At 56.3% G+C, this 16,206-nt stretch carries 13 protein-coding genes and 1 pseudogene; 3 read left to right on the forward strand and 11 right to left on the reverse strand.

Going from position 1 to position 16,206, the window contains the following annotated elements:
* Positions 1-5 precede the first annotated feature (5 nt).
* Both M0D64_RS32020 and M0D64_RS32025 read left to right on the forward strand, forming a co-directional pair.
* Positions 6-485 (forward strand): Lrp/AsnC family transcriptional regulator, encoded by a 480-nt coding sequence (locus tag M0D64_RS32020; protein WP_266260748.1) that lies wholly within the window; start codon positions 6-8, stop codon positions 483-485.
* Between the two features lie 65 nt (positions 486-550).
* Positions 551-1,486 carry a hydroxymethylglutaryl-CoA lyase gene (locus M0D64_RS32025; RefSeq protein ID WP_266260749.1) on the forward strand — a complete coding sequence of 312 codons (936 nt, stop codon included), beginning with the start codon at positions 551-553 and terminating at the stop codon, positions 1,484-1,486.
* A gap of 28 nt (positions 1,487-1,514) precedes the next feature.
* On the opposite strand, the pseudogene M0D64_RS32030 reads toward M0D64_RS32025, so the two are convergent.
* Positions 1,515-1,775: pseudogene (locus M0D64_RS32030) on the reverse strand (transposase); the annotation flags it as partial.
* A gap of 94 nt (positions 1,776-1,869) precedes the next feature.
* On the opposite strand from M0D64_RS32030, the gene M0D64_RS32035 reads away from it, so the two are divergent.
* Entirely contained in the window at positions 1,870-2,190 is a 321-nt protein-coding gene (locus M0D64_RS32035; RefSeq protein WP_266260750.1) for a hypothetical protein, read from the forward strand.
* 423 nt (positions 2,191-2,613) lie between these two features.
* Here M0D64_RS32035 and M0D64_RS32040 read toward each other — a convergent pair whose 3' ends face one another.
* From M0D64_RS32040 to M0D64_RS32085, 10 genes are all read right to left on the reverse strand, one after another.
* The gene (locus M0D64_RS32040) at positions 2,614-3,549 is read right to left on the reverse strand and encodes a LysR family transcriptional regulator (protein ID WP_266260751.1); all 936 of its coding nucleotides are present in this window, start codon (positions 3,547-3,549) and stop codon (positions 2,614-2,616) included.
* A 947-nt stretch (positions 3,550-4,496) separates the two neighbouring features.
* Positions 4,497-5,786, reverse strand: a complete 1,290-nt coding sequence (locus tag M0D64_RS32045; RefSeq protein ID WP_266260752.1) for an EAL domain-containing protein — start codon at positions 5,784-5,786, stop codon at positions 4,497-4,499.
* Between the two features lie 482 nt (positions 5,787-6,268).
* Positions 6,269-6,691 carry a nuclear transport factor 2 family protein gene (locus M0D64_RS32050; RefSeq protein WP_266260753.1) on the reverse strand — a complete coding sequence of 141 codons (423 nt, stop codon included), beginning with the start codon at positions 6,689-6,691 and terminating at the stop codon, positions 6,269-6,271.
* Complete coding sequence (locus tag M0D64_RS32055; protein ID WP_266260754.1) at positions 6,688-7,572, reverse strand: fumarylacetoacetate hydrolase family protein; 885 nt, start codon at positions 7,570-7,572, stop codon at positions 6,688-6,690. The genes M0D64_RS32050 and M0D64_RS32055 overlap by 4 nt, the downstream gene beginning before the upstream one ends.
* Before the next feature lie 549 nt (positions 7,573-8,121).
* Complete coding sequence (locus M0D64_RS32060) at positions 8,122-8,358, reverse strand: hypothetical protein (protein WP_266260755.1); 237 nt, start codon at positions 8,356-8,358, stop codon at positions 8,122-8,124.
* Positions 8,359-8,529: 171 nt separating this feature from the next.
* A complete protein-coding gene (locus M0D64_RS32065) occupies positions 8,530-9,480 on the reverse strand; it encodes an alpha/beta hydrolase (protein ID WP_308102524.1) in 951 nt (316 codons plus the stop codon).
* A gap of 354 nt (positions 9,481-9,834) precedes the next feature.
* On the reverse strand, positions 9,835-11,694 hold the full coding sequence (locus M0D64_RS32070; RefSeq protein WP_266260756.1) for an FAD-dependent monooxygenase: 1,860 nt from the start codon (positions 11,692-11,694) through the stop codon (positions 9,835-9,837).
* Positions 11,695-11,721: 27 nt separating this feature from the next.
* A complete protein-coding gene (locus M0D64_RS32075) occupies positions 11,722-12,339 on the reverse strand; it encodes a VOC family protein (RefSeq protein WP_266260757.1) in 618 nt (205 codons plus the stop codon).
* 258 nt (positions 12,340-12,597) lie between these two features.
* Positions 12,598-15,024 (reverse strand): RND family transporter, encoded by a 2,427-nt coding sequence (locus M0D64_RS32080; RefSeq protein WP_266260759.1) that lies wholly within the window; start codon positions 15,022-15,024, stop codon positions 12,598-12,600.
* 36 nt (positions 15,025-15,060) lie between these two features.
* Positions 15,061-16,152 (reverse strand): YCF48-related protein, encoded by a 1,092-nt coding sequence (locus M0D64_RS32085; protein ID WP_266260760.1) that lies wholly within the window; start codon positions 16,150-16,152, stop codon positions 15,061-15,063.
* Between the last annotated feature and the right edge of the window lie 54 nt (positions 16,153-16,206).

Here is a 16,206-nt window from a genome sequence, read left to right on the forward strand (position 1 = left end):
GCACCATGCAGGAACCGCCACTCGATGACATCAATATCCGGATTCTCGAAGAACTGCAGCGCAACGCCTGCCTTACCAATGTCGAACTGGCCGCGCGCGTGCACCTTTCCCCGTCTCCATGCTTAGCTCGAGTCCGTGCGCTGGAACAGCGTGGGCTGATCAAGGAACGGGTGACTCTGCTCAATCCCCAGAAGCTGGGCCTCAACGTCAACGTGTTCATTCATGTTTCGCTCGAAAGACAAGCGCGTGAGGGGCTGGACGCCTTCGAGCGCGCGATCCGTGCGCTGCCGAACGTAATGGAATGCTATCTGATGACCGGCGACGCCGACTACCTGATCCGTGCGCTGGTGTCCGATGTTCAGGCATTGGAGCGCCTTATCGTTGATGAGATCACCCGCATCCCGGGTGTCGCCAATATCCGCAGTAGCTTCGCACTCAAGCAGGTTATGTACGACACAGCCGTACCACTTCGCAACATGCGTTAGATCGTGCCGCAGACGTACGCAGACGTCCGCACTGACTTTTCCATCGAACTACTCGAGGATTTGCAATGCCTGAAAAATCATTCCCTACTACCGTTAAAATCGTCGAGGTCGGGCCTCGCGATGGTTTGCAGAATGAACCAACGTTTGTCCCGACCGCAATGAAGGTCGAACTCATCGGCAGACTGGTGCGCGCTGGCGTGACTACGATCGAAGCCGCAGCGTTCGTCTCCCCAAAGTGGGTGCCGCAGATGGCTGACGGGTTCCAGGTGCTTCGTGAGATTGACCGGCACCAAGGTGTTGTCTTCTCCGCTCTGGTCCCAAATCTCAAAGGCCTTGAGGCTGCACTCGAGGCGAAATGCGACGAGGTCGCGGTATTCGCCGCCGCCTCAGAAACCTTTTCCCAAAAGAACATCAATTGCTCGATCGCCGAAAGCATCGACCGGTTTGCACCCGTGCTGGAAAGAGCGCTGCGGGAGGGCGTGCGTGTGCGTGGCTACGTTTCCTGTGTTCTTGGCTGCCCGTTCGACGGTGAGATCGATCCACATCAGGTTGCCCTAGTAGCTTCCGGTCTCTATCAGATGGGCTGCTACGAGATCAGTCTCGGCGACACAATCGGAACAGGAACACCGCTTAATGCTCGTCGCATGATCGAAGCTTGTGCGAAAGATGTACCCGTATCGGCGCTCGCAGGGCATTTCCACGATACGAGGGGCATGGCAATCGCCAATGTATACGCTGCACTTCAGTCTGGTATCGCGATCTTTGACAGTTCGGTATCCGGTATCGGCGGGTGCCCTTATTCACCTGGTGCAACTGGTAATGTCGCTACGGAAGACGTCGTCTACCTGTGTGACGAACTCGGGCTTACTACTGGTGTTAATCTGCCCGCGCTTGTAGAAGCTGGTGAATTCATTTCGACGGTGCTCGGCAGGGAGACCTCGTCGCGGGTTGCTCGGGCGATGGCAGCACGCCGCGCCCGCGCGGCGTCGAGTCACTCGTAGAGAAGGGACCGGGTGACCATGCTACAGCGGCCGAGAAATCGAGTCTTCCGGCGATGAGGAAGAGGACAGTGCGCATGGTTTCGAAGCGGGCGTATCCGCGTGCTTTGCGCTTGGCAGCCTGAAACAAACCGTTGATCGCTCCGATGAAGCCGTTGGTCTGGCGGGTCTGGGTCCAGGCCACGATGCCGTCGAAGTGCCGGCGAATCAATCTCGCCACGTCCTTCGTCGGTTCGACCTTTGAGCGCATGACGTTGGTGCACCACTGTTGTAACATCTCGGAGACGACATTGCTGGACGACACGCCTGTCTGCCGTGGGCTGATGCATCAGTACGTCGAGGTTGTTGAGTATCCCGATGGCGTGATCGAGGTATAGGCTACTGGTGTGGCGCTGCCGTACCGGCAATACGAGCGTATCGCGCGCATTGATCAGGGCGCGGAGGTCGAAAACAAGCGGCTTGAGAGTGCGTTGCAGGTCGCGCGGCAGGTTCAGGCCCTACGCGACGATCGTCGTGCGGCAGGCTCACCGTCACGCACGCATTGCGGGGAGCAGGTTCGCGCAAAGAAGGCGCTCGTCGGACTGAAGAAACAACGCGCCATTGATATTGCTGAAATCAACGAAGCGATCCTCGAAGTCAGTGCCACGGCAATGAGGGAACGGGGGGCGGCTCGGTGCTTGAAAGCCCTTCCAGATAGAGATCTCTGAACCTCAAAACCGGACATTTCTAAAAAGTCCAAACCCGGACATCTGAAACCAGCCTCGACAAGTAGTGTAGGAATCCATACTACGTGGACTTGCTGTCCAAGGTCTAAGGTGCGGCCAGACGGCCCGGTGTGTCCGGCTCTAAGAGCAGCGACTTCTTAAGCGTATGTGCCACTGCGGCAGAAACTGCTGCGGGAAAGTGATGTGGCGGCAGATTCATTTTCTTGCACCGTACCAGAAGGTTTAGTTTGGTAGCCCATGCGTCTTGTCCGCTCGTACAATTCATGGACCGTAGACGTTGACAGCCCGATGGGCCGGTCTTGCAGCGTAGCGCTTCCCAGGCCTACGCTGTTTTTCTAACGTGCGCACGTCGACCCAGACGTAGGCGAAATCGAGGCTGCCTCGTAACAGAGGTAATCCTCGTGGTCAGGAACCACCGGCGCTCTCCGCCTGCTGACCATTGCCAGACAGCGGATAGACACCAGAGGCGGTTTCGCAGATGATCTTCGCGAGCCGTCGTTCGTCCGGACCCGCGTAGTCACGATTCGCCAATACAAGGTATAGATCGGCAAAGCGTTCAGCGCTTTGTACAAGGGGCAAGACCTTGAGAGCACCACTGGCAAGTTCATTGCGGATAAAGTCGATGGGGTACCACGCGAATCCCATCCCCATTGTTGCCGCGCGGATCGACGTAGCCATGTTGCTCACGGTCCAGATCTGTTGACTGTCGACCGTGTGCGATGCACGCTTTCTCTTCGTACCAGTCTCGCGAATGAGCAAGTGCCGATACCGCGCCAGGTCTGAGTAGTCGAGAACGCGTCCCAACAGATGCAACGAGTGGTCAGGATGCGCGGCAGCAACAAACGGCTGACGTAGCAGAAGATCGCCTGGCATGCCATTCGGAAGCCCGCAACATATCGCAAGGTCCACCTGACGGGTTCGGACTGCTTCCTCGGTACCGCCAATTACCGATTCGTATAGTTCGATGTGCGTCTGCGGACGCTCCTGCGCAAAGTTTTTCAGACAGCGGAGCAGCAATTGCGTCGGGAACGCGATATCGACGGCGATCTTCAATACCGGCTTCCAGTCGCCCGCCATGGCTCGTGCACTCTGCTCAAGCAATGTGGCTTCCCCGATTAGCTGTTTGGCACGTCGGTGTACAACCTGCCCTGCTTCTGTGAGGACTGCCCTGCGGCCCTGTATCTCGAAGACTTTGACGCCGAGGTCAGCTTCGATCTTGTTTACCGCGTACGTCACGCTAGATTGGGTCTTGTGCACGGCGGCCGCGGCCTGCGCATAGCCACCGAAATCAACGATTGCGATAAGCGTGCGCCAATGTTCCAATGAGATGCGAGGCTTCATATAGACATTCTAAACGACCAATTCTCCATAGATCCAGGCTTCGCCACGTAGAACAGATCAGGAAGCCATCTCCTACAACCGCGAGGACGTCCATCGGTTCCGAGCGAACGGGACGGCAGCAGCAAGAGTACTGTGCTCCGACGCGTCGACAAGTCCAGGGACATGATCGTCGTTCGGATGAATCGCGTCAGAGCTCATCCTGTGGTCGCCGACGGCAGCATCTGGAACGGGGAAATGACAGAGTGACCGGCTATCTGCGCGCCGAATACTGCCCTCTGCGTGTGCAGCAACTAGTCATAATAGCCGATGACGACTGCGTTGAGATGGAAAAGCACCTTGAACGCCGTTGCGACGCGTTGGAGCATTGAGTACCGCGGCCGGCGCCCTTGCTCGCTTCGAGCGAGACGGAGAGGCCGAGGTTGCGTACTTCACTTGAAGACTACGAGCATTTGCATTGACAAGGGCCGGGTGCCGCGTAAAACGCAAGCGAGTAGTCCCGTCACTCTGGACGATTTGCCGGGACGCGGAAGCCGGACAACAGGTTATCCACGCGTGGGGAGAAGGGTTGCGCGTGCTTTTGGAAAGCTCGGAGGTGCATCAGAGGCATGCTCGCGTATAACGCTTCGCGGCGACTGTGGAGGAGTATGGTCGGCGTTTCAAACCATCACGGCTGACATACCGCAGTCGTGGCAACTTGATGCCAGCGCATGAAAAGCGTGGGCGTTCCAGTCGATACCGTTGTCTCGCGAAGCGGTGAGACGCGTGACGGGCCGTACGTTTGGTGCGCGGAGTAAGAAGACCCTAGAGATCGACCCGTTGCGGGACGAGAAAACGTGGCGATGGATGGCGTTGGAATCGAGATGAGCGATCAACGGTGACCGACTACCGTTCAGGTACGCCGAGCTTCCACGTGGCGCAGGCTGTTATGGGTGCCTTCTCAGCTAGCATCATTGCAAAGCCATCGACGGCGGATCCTTCATCTTTGCTCGCGAATCATTGTCCGGTCTCCATTCGACGTCCGCGCAAAGAACGTTCAACTCTCCGTGAACGAGCAATGCGATCGACAACGTGACGCAAAAATGCGCCCCGCTTATCGACAGATAAGGTTCAGTCGCTTGTATTGCGCCCGGGTGGGTGATCGCAGCTTGGAAATAGGTCCGCCGCTCCCAGCAAGCACCGAGCGCGCCATCCAACGCAAGAAATGGCTTCAATTGTGAGAATGGCGATTGAGCGGAGGTGACATCACTGCCGATCTGTTCACCTAGAGCGTTCAGTACGAAGCAGCGGGACGCGTCCTCTAACTCCAGAAAGTCGCCGCAGCTCGTGACAATATCGATTCCGGCTGCATATCGCTCAGCCGCAGTCCGCAAAGCGGGTGCATACACTGACAGAAGACGCCTTTTTTCTCGCTCCTTTTCTTCGGCGCGGCTACGAAATTGATTCCACAGAGAGTCCATTACCGTTGGGCATTGGGATATTTCGACTCCGAACGGGATTGGACGGCCGAAGTAAAAACCCTGGGCAAAGTCGGCATCTGATTCCATAGCGAGCAACGCTTCATGCTGCGTTTCGATCCCTTCAATCAGCACTAGTGCGCCAGTTTGATGTAGGAGCGATACCAATTGCGGAAGAGAACGCGCGATGCGTGGATTCTGAGCGGCTTGCTCGATGACTCGCCGATCCAGCTTGACAATATCGGGTTGTAGTTGCCACACACGATCAATATTGGAATGCCCTGCGCCGAAGTCGTCCAATGCAATTAGAAACCCCTGCTGGCGGAATGAAGCGATGCCTTCGACTAGTCTCTGCAGATTGCCGCTTGGTGTCTCGAGTACTTCGAGAACGATACGTTCTGATGGAATTTGAAGTGACCGCAAAGTGCTCTCGACTCTGCAACGGTATGAATCTGACACTATAAAGCCGTCTGGGCGGCTATTAAGGAAGAGCCAGTCCGTAGGGCCCGCTACGCGTGAGAAGTTGCAGACATGCAGGAATTGGACGCCGCGCTCGAGGTTATTCCAGCCGCCTTTCGCGCACGTCTGGTCAAATATATCTCGCGGTGGGATATCGTTTCCTGCTGGATCGCGGGCACGGAGCAACGCCTCGTACCCAATCGATTGACGATGTGAAAAACTGAAAATCGGCTGGAACGCGCTCGTAAGCATCAGATCCCCGAAGCTGAGATATGGCGGCTGGAATGGCGCGTGTCCGGGAGACGGCGGAAGATCTGTAATCATCAATTTGATCGCCTATGGCGCGCGATATGGGCGACATTCTTGTCGCGGACGAACCGATTTGTCTGCGTGTATTTGGAAAAAAACTTCACTCCATCGGCATCGCCTTACTCGCGTATCGGGATTCAGTCAGTTGTGGCTTTGAAAAATACATGCGGACACACTTATGGGGGCGCGTCCGCTTCCCGTTAGCGGCCGTGGATGTGCGTTAGGTGGGCGTGGCGCTATGGATCTCGAAAACGCCGTCGGATAGTCTCATCGTTTCACACCGCGCCAATCGAAATCGCCGTCGAACGACGAGGAAAACACGGCTATCTTCGATTGTTTTTGCGGAGCAGACGGCGGCGGCCGAATGTGGGGATCTTTTAACACGGTCCCCGTGTGCTTATCGCACAGGGTCCGGCGCCGGAGATGACGGAGATCAAAAATGCTATAGCTATTTCACCGTGTGAGCGAAATAGCATCCAGACCGCCCCACTTTTCTGCTATTTTTTCATCATCGCAAGCACCACGCGGCGTTCCGCGAAGCGCCAGTCACGCTCGATTCGATGCAAGCGGTCGTGGTATTCGCCGATCGCAACGGGTCCATCTAATCCGGGCACCGCCTCGTCGGAAGACTCGCTCTGATAATAAGCAAAATAGGTGATCGCTTCGGCCACATCGCTCGACGTGAGGCTAATGACCTGCGTGCTGCACATATGACGGCAGATTACTTGTGGTGAACGCCGCTTCATCAATTCGAGAATCGCTGCCCGGCCTGCAACCTCTACATCAGGGCGGCACAAGATGCCATCTTCTGTAAAAAGCTCAACGAGTTCTTCGTAGCGCGTCTGGTCGACGTACCAGGCGTACGTGCTGATGAGCTGTGCGCACGCTAACTTGTCAACTTCGGAAACAAAGGCAGTCATTTCTTCTCGTCCCATGTAGTGCCGGACACCTCGTCGACAACTTCATTTTCAATAAAACCAATTCCGTCAATCTCAACGCGGATCCGGTCGCCAGCCTTCATATATTGCGGCGGGTTCATCGCAATACCAACGCCACCAGGTGTGCCTGTGAAGATCACGTCGCCAGGCTCCAGCGTCATCGCTTGAGAGAGGTGCGCCACTTGGGCAGCGCAATCAAAAATCATCCGTCCCGTGTTGGCAGCCTGGCGTCTCTCACCATTTAGAAAGCTTCTGATTCCGAGATCTTTCGGATCAACTTCGTCTGCCGTAACGATCCAGGGGCCGAACGGTGCGTGCGTATCAAAGGACTTTCCGATCGTGTACTGGCCGCTGCGCAACTGCCAGTCGCGAACGCTGACATCGTTGCCCACGCAGTAGCCGAAGATCACGTCACTCGCCCGCTCCGCAGGAACGTGACGGCAGCGCTTCCCGATGACAAAGACAAGCTCCGCTTCGTAGTCAAGCTCGATGGATACTATGGGCCGTTTGATAGGCTCGTATGGTCCTGCCACAGCAGTGGCAGGCTTGGAAAACCAGACCTGATGCATAGGCGCTTCAACACCATGATCAGTCGCTTCGGCCAGATGAGTAGGGTAATTGAGGCCAATACAATAAATTTTCCCCGGGCGCGCTATGGGCGCCAGAAGGTTCACTTCTGAAAGTTTGTAATCTGGGGAGCGCGGGAGCTGGCGAATTGACTCACCAAAGTGCTCCCACTCGGCAATGAGGCCAGTCATGTCCGTGGGTAGGCCGGCGATGCGTCCGGTCAACGAGGTCACGGTCTCCCCGTCAACTATGCCAAGCAATGCGTCCCCGTCTGTTGAATAACTAACCAGTCTCATCTGCCGTCTTCCTGCGCCGGATTCGACCGGCGAGTGTGGTGGTGGAAAGGAGGGGCACCAATTGATCGCGCCCACGAAGCTTGTCGATGATGTGTATTTCGGTCGCTGTCCAATCGACAAACTAGCTCGTTTGTCGCCGCAGCCCGTCGCAAGAGATGCCGCAGAAGAAGTCTTCTTGTAGTTTCCGCTCGCGTCGAGTTAGCAGGACAACGTGGCCACACCACATTGTCGATTCATCGAATCAAGAGTATCGGGTGTTTGATTTGCCTCGATCATCTTGATTTTCCAGTCGATCAACAAGTGAAATTATTCGGTTATATCTATCGAATTCGTTGATACGAATTCCCCTCTTTCGGTCGCTCCCTAGACCCTCATGTCGGATTCCTGTGCCCTTCCTCGACGCGGAGCCGGCAAGCTTCGGCAGGGCGTCCCGCAAGTCAACGGCGCAGCCCTGCAGTATGTCGTGGCCTCCGATGCAGGATTCGTGATGCTCATTCCGGAAGGCCAACATGGCGCATTGGATGCGCTCGATCCCGTGCCTTGGGGCGACTATGTGTCGGCGGAAGTCTTTGACATATCGATAGCCGTGACGATTATGTCGCTAGGCGGATGGCGGCGCCGCGTCGCCATCTGCTCGACGACCCATGGAATGCCCGCGCGCCAGAAACCGGCTATCGATCGGAGCGCCAACGCCCTCCTCCACGCACTTGAGTCGACGAATAGATAGTCCAACAGGCCGCTTTTGGTATTGCGCGTCACTACGGCGGTGGTCTTCAACTCCTTCATGCAGGCTTCGCCCAATGCCCGGCGAAAACGCACCAAAGCGGGGAAATTTCATGACGAGTAAATCGAGACCAACGTAATCCCGAATCACTATCGCACTGCTCGGCTCGTCAACGGACTTATCGTCGCCCTACCCACTCCGAGCTCCACTCATTGCGTCGCGCATAAACCGTGCTAAGGAATGTCATTCAGATCGTCGGTGTCCATCCGATTGATTAATTCGGCCCGCCGATCCGCTTGAAGTTCAGCGCCAGCAACCGGAACCTTGCGAGTCAGGAACTCTACAACCGCTTTGCCAAAGGTGTCGTTACGGTCGCCAGCGACCATGTGACCGGCAGAGGTGATGTTGACGTACTCACTGTTTCGTGCAAGTTCGCGAAACTGCTGAACGCCGTCGTCCGTCAATACATCCGACATGCCGCCGCGCACGAGCAGAGTTGGGATTGCCAGTGCGCGCGCGCAGGACTCGAGGCGATTTTGCCTGCCGTCCAAATTTCGATCGGAATACAGGAATCTCGGATCCCAATGCCAGTGGTATCTGCCGTCAGGCCCAAGGCGCACATTTTTGGACAATCCTTGCAAGTTCTTAGGTCGTTCGCGATGGGGTTGATAACTGGCAATCGCGTCCGCAACCTCTTCAAGTGATCCGAAGCCATTCGGATTGCGCTTCATGAACGCCAGGATGTTTCGTACGCCCGTCGGCTCGACACGCGGGGCACTATCCACAAGCACAAGGGCCGCAACATCAACTATGTGTTCGCCAGCTGCGACAAGGCTGGTCCCGCCACCCATTGAGGCTCCTACCAGGACAGGGCGACGGCCTCCTAATGCTGCGAGGATGTGCACCAGGTCTTCCACCATCGCGTTCTGGCTATAGTTGCCATCGGCCGCCCAATCCGAATCCCCGTGACCGCGCGCGTCAAGGGCAACCGCATGGTAGCCAGCTTCCCCAAGAACTTCGCCCGTTCGCTTCCACGCATGACGCGTTTGCCCTCCTCCATGCTGCAGAATAACGAGAGGCCCGGAAGGATTACCCCATGAATCCCCGGCAACCCGCACTCCTTGAGCCGCCTGCCAGTAATGCATCGGCTCAGGTGTCCCGGGTAATGGTTGGCCCGCAGTCATGTCGGCCTCTTAATGGTAGATCGATTGATGGTTTTCATACTATTTCCACGAGTGTCATTGCTCAATGCGTTCCAACGAAGAATGCTGTCGGTGTGCGGCCGGCGGACCAGCGAATTGTGACAATCCGCCTACCCCAGATGCAGTGGAGAACAGTCCGCGGAACGTGCAGCGGTGAGCGACGCCAGTTGACCGACAATGGATGCCGCAGGTCTGTAGGGCAGTACATGGTATTGATTGGCGTCGGGAACAGCCGGCGGTCCGGCTGCGGTCACTAGAGCGGCGCCGTTGAGGCCGGGCACCCCAGTGACCGCGCCACACATTACGTGTGGCCGATTCCGCCAGCCGGGCTTTCACTTACGCGGCCCGTACCACCGCGACCGCGTCGTTGTCGCGTCCGAGTATGGAGGTCAGTGCATTGATCAGCACCTGCTCAGGGGCCACCGCCATAGATTTCGAGCGGAATGCAACATAGCCGTCGGGGCGGACAAGCACTGCACCGTCCTGATCTATTGCCTTAAATGTATCCCATTCGCCCGTTACGTCTACATAGTCAAACGGACGCTCACCCCCCAGTCCGATTCGCGCTACCTGCATCTTGATGCCGAGCGCCTTTGCGGCGTTCGTCGCGGCGGATATCCAGGGTAGCCCGTCACTGCCCGTGATAAGGACAAACGCTTCGCTGGCACCAGTCAGGTCGTGAGTGGAAATTCGGAGGCCTGCCTGCTCAATCCAGCCGTGCGGCAAGCGATGGCCGGGGCGCGTTGCAGGTACATGGTTGTCGCCCATCGGGTCGATCTCGGGCGCGGGTGTGCCGTCGGGAACGATGGCGTCGCTGTTATAGGTGATGCCCATCTCGATTTCTGGTTGCCCAAATTCCGTACGCTGAATGCCCACGACTTCCTTGGCGCGCGCGCGCAGCATTTGACCCATCGGTGTGTCCGAAAGGTATTCGGAGATCGAAGCTGCGTTCTGCTCCAAAGTGCCCCCTGGAACAAAGCCGAGACCGACCTGTGTGACAGCATGATTTCGGAACGTGAAGAGCGACCAGTCATGGTTGCGCCAGGCGGCAGCACGTCGCTCGGTTTCGTAACTGTCGAGCAGTGATGGATTCGCGGTGCCCTTGAGTACCGCTGCGAGCTTCCACGAGAGGTTGTGAGCGTCATGGACGGCCGAGTTAAGTCCAAGACCGCTAGTTGGAATCACGCGGTGCGCCGCGTCGCCGCCCACGAAGATGCGCCCGACGCGAAATTGATCGGTGACCGAGCATTCTGCGCCCCATTCGCTGCCGCGATGGACCGTCATTTCTAATTCGGGGAGCTTGAGGCACTGGCGAATAGCCGGGATGACCTCCTCGTCCTTCAGCCGCTGTGACGGATCGGTATAGGCAAAATTGAATGCCCATTCCTCACTGTGCCGTCCCCATGTGGGTCCCAACTGAATGAGCACGCCCCAGCGGTACGGGCTCTCAGGATGCATGAACCACGTGAGCTGGGCGTCACCCGGAAGCCATGGGGACAGGTCTGCGGTTATGTGAAACGTACAGAGCGTCGCGAGTCGTCCAGTCGTTTGCTGGGTTAGGCCGAGTGCTGGACCGATCGTCTTCCCGCCATCGGCCGCAATCATGTACTTCGCGCGCACGCGATACGTTCTGTCTGTGGCGGCGTCCCGGATAGTCGCGTCGACACCTTCGTCGTCCTGGCCGAATTCGATGACCTCATGATTAAAGCGGATACGCTCGGGTGCCCGTGCGTCAGCATGGCTCCGAAGAAGTGGCTCGAGTCGAAGCTGCGGGATGTTTGTAGGAAGGCAGTGTGAAAGTCGCCGCGACGTCGCGCGCCGGGAGTTACCGCCGAAAGCGTCCATGACAAACAATTCTTTTCCGTCGAGTGGACCATCGCCGCCCAAGCTGGTCATAAAGCGCGTGGTGCAGTGAGACAAAGGCATCGCTGCTTCGTAGATGCTTTGCGCTACCCCGTGCTGACGGAAAATCTCCATCGTGCGGGGATTGAGGTAGTGCGCCTTGGGGAGCGCTGTGGTAGTCGAGCGCGCTTCAACCAGCAAATGGTCGATGCCTGCATCCGAAAGGATGATCGAGGACATCATCCCGCATGCGCCGCCACCTACGATGAGAACATCGGTTTCGATGATTTCAAGGTTCGCTTCAGGCATTTTCAACTCCGGGAAAACTGTGCTCATCGTGTGTTCGTTAATCATTTGATATCGTGCTTGACGCAAGCGGTGTCAGATCTCAGCGTCCGACGGGACGCTTTCCATGCCGCGCGGCCCAATGCGCGGCCGACGCTTAAGTTCAGTTTCCGATTCACCCGCTCGCAGACGGCGCAACAGATCGGACGGGTCAAAGTCGACCCCGATGGGGTTCTCGCTAAACTCCTCCGTCGCGCAGTAGGCCATACCTTCTTCGTCGGTATCAAAATTGTCGATCTGGAGTTCAACCCGATTTTTGTCTGGATCGAAATAGTAGAGCGAACTCGTGGGTCCGTGATTGATTGCCCAATAGGGCTCAATACCTTGTTCCATGAGCCGTTCGTGCGTCAGCAGCAGGTCTCTCAGGTTGGCATAGGTGAAAGCGACATGATGGAAGCCCGCATAACCTTTGGGCTTGTCCTTGAGTCCCGGGGCGCTGACGATCGCCACGCGGTGGTGTTCGTCGTCATAGGTGAGGAACGCAACATAGTCGTTCTGGTAGGACGGGTGTGCGTTTAGAACGGTGCGGTACCATTCCCGTGTCTCGTCGAACCGAGAAGACCACAATACGAAGTGCGCAAACTTGATCGGGACAATTCCCTTCGACTCCTCGTGAGTGGGAATCTGCGTGGCCTCATTGTCGGCGGTGGTCATGATGCTGTTCCTCTCTTGTGTGTGATCAATCTGAAATGGAGAACGGTAGCGATATGCATAGATGCTATTCGCGGGCCGTGAGAACTTTGCGTTCGGAGCTCGCGCACCCGAAAGACTGCGACACGCGCGGGTCCGGATACTTGGCCGTCGCTGGACAGGCTCGGCCGCAGGATCGAGTGCTGGGTATCGCAATCCCATCGAGGCGGCCAAGCCTTTCAAGCGGTTGGCGGTGGCGTCGGGGGACGCTGGGCAATGTGATCAGGTGCATTGCTGTTCAACCCGTGAGCCTTCAACCGCCGATCCGGAATCGCGAAGTGATGGCTGCAGGAGAAAATGAGCCAATGCGGGCACAAGAATGAGGGCACCAAGCATGTTCCAGAGGAACATGAAAGCGAGAAGCACGCCCATGTCGGCCTGGAACTTGATTGGTGACCAAAACCAAGTGATAACAGCTGCGGCCAATGTAATCCCGATAAGCGCGACCACCTTACCGGTGCAGGCGAGCGCTTCGCAGTAGGCGTCGGTTACAGAAAGTCCGCGGCGTTGCTGGGCGAGGTACACCGTGAGCAGGTATAACGAGTAGTCCACGCCGATACCGACACCCAGAGCGACAACTGGAAGGGTGGCTACTTTTACGCCAATGCCGAGCATCACCATTAGCGCTTCGGCGAGAACTGAAGTCACGACAAGTGGAACCATTGCGACGAGCACAGCGCGCCAACTTCTGAAGGTCACATAGCACAGCAGGGTCACTGCCAGATAAACGTAGATCAACATGGCGTGATTGGCGCTGGCCACTGCGATGTTGCTTGCCGCTTCAATTCCGGAATTCCCGGCGGCAAGCAGGAATTTCCGGTCGTCAGTGTTGTGCTCGGCAGCAAACTCCTCCGCGGCTTTTAATACCCGCGCGAGTGTCTCTGCCTTATGGTCAGCAAGGAAGGCGATCACCGGCGCGACGCTGCGCTCGTCATTCAGCATTTCCGGGTTGGAAGCGAATACGTAATTGACGGCGTCGTTACTTACGAATGGATCGCGATTGATCGTAATCCATTTCGGCGACCCTTCGAAGCCGGCCGCAGTGTAAGAACGGGCCAGACTCGCGGTCGATACCGTTGTTTGCACGCCGGGCAGATCTCGCAGTATCTCTTCCAACCGGTCCATCTCGAGTAATGTCTCGAACGTCAAGAGGCCATTAGCTGGCGTCGTAACTATCACAGCAAGCTGATCACTCGAGAGCCCATAGTGGCCCGTGATGTATGCGTTATCCCTGTTGTATTGTGAATCTGGACGCAATTCTGGAGCACCCGGGTCCAGATCACCGATCTTGAGATGTTGCGCGACGACGAAGCCACCTCCTGTTAGCACTGCGGCGACGATCAGCGTGGCAGTGGCCCAACGGCGACGGGTGAAGCGGGCCAGCCAACGTATCAACGGATGCTTGCCAGCACTACTGCGGAGCGCGCGTTCGGCAGCATTTCGCCCAACCCCCGTGTATGAAAGTACAACAGGAAGTAGGATAAGGTTGGTAAATATGAGGATTGCGACACCAATACTCGCCTCTATCGCGAGCAGTCTAATTACCGGAATGTCGACAGAGGTTAGTACTGCAAATCCAACTGCATCGGCGAGCAAAGCGGTCAGGCCTGCGAAAAACAGGCGTCGAAACGTATATCTCGCCGCGATGTAACGGTGTGTTCCGCGGCCGATATCCTGCATGATGCCATTCATTTTCTGCGCACCATGGGACACCCCAATCGCGAAGATCAGAAACGGAATCAACACGGAATACGGGTCGATCACAAAACCAAACACTTCCATCAATCCGAGTTGCCAGATGACAGCAATCAGCGAACAACCAACGACAGTAATTGTGCTACGGACGCACCTGGTGTAAAAGTAGATGATAAGCGTAGCGATTGCTGCAGCGATCGCAAAGTATGCGAGGATTTGAATCAGTCCGTGAATTAGATCGCCGACCAGCTCTGCGAAGCCAATGATGTGGATTTGAATATCGGCTGATCCATATTTTTCGCGAATTTTCTCGAGCCTGTCCCGAAAGACCCTATAGTCAAATTCTCGACCGGTTTCCGGATCTTTCGACAGAAGTGGCACAAAGATCATGCTCGACTTTTGATCATTCGAGACCAGGGAACCGACAATCCCGGCCCGAAGAATATTGAGCCGCAACGCATCAAGGCTGCGGACGGACCCGTCGTATCCATCCGGCATTACGGCGCCGCCCTTGTAGCCTTGCTCGGTGATTTCTGTCCATCGGACAACTGGCATCCATAGAGACTTTACAAACGAGCGATCGACCCCCGGGAGCAGATACACTGCATCGTTGATCTCGCGCAGTTGCGAGAGATACCTTGGGTCATAGATATCGCCTCTTTTGTTCTCGACAACTATGCGTACGGAATTTCCGAGACCTCGCAATGAAGGCGCGTTGCGCAGATAGTTCTGAACAATGGGCTGTGATTGCGGCATCATCTTCTCGAAACTTGCGTTCATTTCAAGCTTGGATGACAGGATCGCGCACACGGCGGTAACAACCAGGCATAACCAGACCAGCAGTTGCCGATTGTTAAATATGAGTCGCTCGATAACTGATCCGGTCCGCTGATCGAAATCTTCAATCTGCGTAATGACGGGCATCGCATTCATTTGATCGTTGGGCATTGCCATGACTGTTTTCAGCCCTCTTGCTTTGTAAGTCAATGTTCAATTGGGCGTTGGAACACGCTCGGTTGCTACGCCACCGAGACCGGTGATCACTACCGATTCGTCGGGTTGCGAAATGATTCCGGTCAAGCGCATGCGGGTTTGTGGTCGAACGATCGTGAACTGCAGCGCATTGCGATCACCGACGATGAGTTCGCCAGCACCGTTGACAAGCAGAAACGAGCCATCTTCCCGTCGTGCCACTCCGGCAGAGATCGTCGTTTCGGTAGGCATTTTTAGTTGTTTCCAGCTGTTGCCGTGGTCGTCGCTCTTAAATGTGACGCCACGCAACCCGAACGCCAGGAGCGTAGATCCGTTTCCTGCGAGACCGAAGAAGCTTCCGGTGTAACCTGTCTCGATCGTTTTGAAACGCTCGGCTTCTTGCTCGAGTTTGTAGATCTTTCCCTGCTCACCGGCTATGAAGACGTGGTCGCTAATGCCGTACACGCAGTTCAGGTTAAGTTGACCGCTGTCAATCCGGTCTAGCCACGGGACCCACGTTTTGCCTCCATCGGCCGTTGCTATCAGCATTCCATAGGACCCGACCGCGAATCCCCTGTTGGTGTCCGAGAACCAGACATCAAGATACGGAAGTGCGGCGCCATTTTTGTAGTTTGTTTCGATCAGATGCAACGCCTGTTTGTCCTTAGACTGGCCACTTGCGACGCGGCTTTCGTAAAACCTCCGGAAGGAGTCAGCCGCGAGACGCCCGTCAAGTTGTTTGACCCAATTCAAACCACCGTCGTCGCTGCGAAGAACGACGCCATCGTGCCCGACGATCCACCCTGTCAATGGAGTGGGAAAATGGACAGCAAGCAGATCGCTTTGGACAGGCACACGGGCCTGGATCCAACTCTTCGCGCTGTCACTCGACACTATGACAAGTCCTCGGGAGCCGACCGCGACTAGTCGGTTTCCTGCCGCCGTTACGCTCATCAACGGCCGGGAAGACAAATTCGCGACCGGTCGGGCGGAGTAGTCAAGCGGATCTTTGAAGCGTTCGGTAGCAAAGGTCGAATCGGTAGCACAGAGCAATACGGCTAACGAACGAAGGATTGCTGATCTTCTCGACCGAGAGACGGGGTCCTGCATGACTTAGGGTCCTTTCTTGACTGACAAAAAAAATGAGTACTTCAAGTTACTAAA

The organism is Paraburkholderia sp. WS6 (genome assembly GCF_030464835.1).
Taxonomy (GTDB): domain Bacteria; phylum Pseudomonadota; class Gammaproteobacteria; order Burkholderiales; family Burkholderiaceae; genus Paraburkholderia; species Paraburkholderia madseniana.